This window comes from Actinomyces bouchesdurhonensis, assembly GCF_900128465.1.
In the GTDB taxonomy this organism is placed as follows: Bacteria; Actinomycetota; Actinomycetes; order Actinomycetales; family Actinomycetaceae; genus Pauljensenia; species Pauljensenia bouchesdurhonensis.
Window position 1 is genome coordinate 268904 of sequence record NZ_LT635869.1, and the last position, 2110, is coordinate 271013.

Here is a 2110-nt window from a genome sequence, read left to right on the forward strand (position 1 = left end):
CGCAGCGCCCGAGGCGCCGCAAGCGCCCAGCGCCAACGTTCCGACGAGGGCGATCGCGCCGATCGTCCGGGCGGGGGTCCAGATTTTCCGAAGGGCTTTCATGTGTCTGTCTCTTTCATGCGATGAAGGCTTATGTTTCTTATGCTCAGCGCTTACGTGTCGCGCAATTTCGACGACTGCGCGCAGGTATGACGTCGCTCAGGCGGCCATCGCGAGGGGCGCCTCGCGCGCGAGCTCGGGGGCCTCCACGTATTCGGGAAAGTAGCGGCGCAGCGTGCGGTTCCACTTGTTCGCGGGCAGGTCGTGCATGGCGGCCATCGCGGTCCCGTACTTGGAGATTTTCACGGGTCGCACGCCGCCCTCCCACAGGAGGTGGTCGACGACGGACGGGGTCGCACCCGACTTCGTTTCGATGATGACCAGGTCGGGGCGTGCGACCTCAGTGCCGTCCGTGCGCAGCGAGCGCCACGACAGCTTCGTGTCAACGGTCGCGCGGCCCGCTCCGCCGGGCAGGAGCAGTGTGTTGCGCTCGTAGGATCCGGCCAGGACCGGCTCCAGGGCCGGGACCAGGTGCGCGTAGCCCGTGTGCTCAACCTTGCCCGCGACCCAGGAACGGCGCTCGCCCGCGAGAGGAGCCCCGGCCTCGTCCCAGGAGATCGACATACGCTTCTTGACGGTCAGTCCGCGCGGGCCGCGGGTCTTGACCTCCAGGAAGGAGGCGCCGGTGGACAGGTAGGTGCGGGCGCGGACCTTGAAGCGGCGGCGGCGCTTGAGCGCGGTCAGCAGGTACGAATCCATGTCGGGGGTGTCGTAGTAGGTGGAGGCGTAGCACTGGGACACCTGGCCGGCGATCTGGAGGACCCGGGTTTCCTCGGGGAGGCGGCTCAGGACCGACGAGGCCGTGGCGGCGTCCAGCGCGTACTTGCGGTCCACGCGGGTCAGCATCGCGGCGCGCTCATTCAGGTCGTCGAGGCTAATCGTCTCGAGGTCGGCGAGAGTTGCGTTCAGGGTGGCGTTCATGAGTCGTGTCCTGTCGTGTGGTTGGGCTGCGGGCCGGGGGCGAGGCCGGGCCAAGTCTGCTGTCAAGGGCGAGTCGGCGGGCCGGGGGCGAGGCCGGGCCAGCGGGTCAGGCGACCTTCGAGCGAACGTCCACGAGAGTCAGGTCGTTCACGAGGTCGAGCTTGACGACGTTGACCGAGGCGACGGACGCGCCGAGGCGCTGCTCGAGGGCTGCTTTCAGTTCCGCCGGGTCGGCGATCGCGCGGTCCAGCTGGACGGTCTGCGACGTGTAGCGGCCGAAGACCAGCTTCGAGTCGCCGAAGGCGAGGGCCGCGAGGATCAGGGCGATCAGGCCACCCAGGAGCGGGGTCACCGCGGACGACATTCCCGTCAGCAGGCCGAGGGCCAGCGACGCGAAGTAGTAGGCGATTTCCGTCTGCGAAATCTGGTCGGACCTCAGGCGGATGATCGAGAGGACACCGAAGAGGCCCAGGCCCAGGCCTGCGCTCACGGTCGAGTTCGCGAGGATGATCGTGACGGCGAGGACGCCGACATTCACACCGAGGAAAGCTGCGACCAGGTCGGCGCGGCGGTGCCGTGGGAAGTACAGGCCGAACACGAGGGCGGCCATGGCGACCAGGTCAATGGCGATCAGAATCAGGGCGGTCATTGGTGTCTCCTTTTGTCGATGCACCTATTTCCCCACGCGACCCTATGAACAACCTATGAACGCCTCATTCGTCCCTTATGACTTTCCTGGGATAATCCTGAATGCCAGACACTCGGGCGCAACGGCGCTCACTGACGCACAATGGAACCCATGAGTACCCGACCTGGGGCCATCGGCGCCCCCACTGACCGAGAACTGCGCACACTCACGGAGGAAACCCCGGCCTCGGGCCCGGCGCGCTCCGTGAAGCTCCTGGCCGCCATCGCGACTTTCGGCTCCCTGCTGTTCGGCTACGACACGGGCGTCATCGCGGGCGCACTGCCGTACATGTACATGCCGAGCGTGGCCGGCGGACTCGGAATCAACGAGTTCGAGGAGGGCCTGGTCGGCGGCGTCCTCGCCATCGGCGCCGCGATCGGGGCTATCGGCGCCGGGCGCCTG

General features: G+C 67.3%; 3 protein-coding genes. 1 reads left to right on the forward strand and 2 read right to left on the reverse strand.

The features are described 5' to 3' along the window. Positions 1–198: 198 nt before the first annotated feature. Together BQ7477_RS09645 and BQ7477_RS09650 are read right to left on the reverse strand one after the other, a co-directional pair. The gene (locus BQ7477_RS09645) at positions 199–1020 is read right to left on the reverse strand and encodes a polyphosphate polymerase domain-containing protein (protein WP_073983722.1); all 822 of its coding nucleotides are present in this window, start codon (positions 1018–1020) and stop codon (positions 199–201) included. A gap of 106 nt (positions 1021–1126) precedes the next feature. After that, positions 1127–1669 (reverse strand): DUF4956 domain-containing protein, encoded by a 543-nt coding sequence (locus BQ7477_RS09650; protein ID WP_009054256.1) that lies wholly within the window; start codon positions 1667–1669, stop codon positions 1127–1129. 150 nt (positions 1670–1819) lie between these two features. Here BQ7477_RS09650 and BQ7477_RS09655 point away from each other — a divergent pair. Continuing rightward, positions 1820–2110, forward strand: a 291-nt coding sequence (locus BQ7477_RS09655; RefSeq protein ID WP_159430594.1) for an MFS transporter, incomplete at its 3' end; no start/stop codon positions are given.

Coding starts and splice junctions, on each gene's coding strand:
- BQ7477_RS09645 (WP_073983722.1), bottom strand. CDS start 1,020: ATGAACGCCACCCTGAACGCAACTCTCGCCGACCTCGAGACGATTAGC.
- BQ7477_RS09650 (WP_009054256.1), bottom strand. CDS start 1,669: ATGACCGCCCTGATTCTGATCGCCATTGACCTGGTCGCCATGGCCGCC.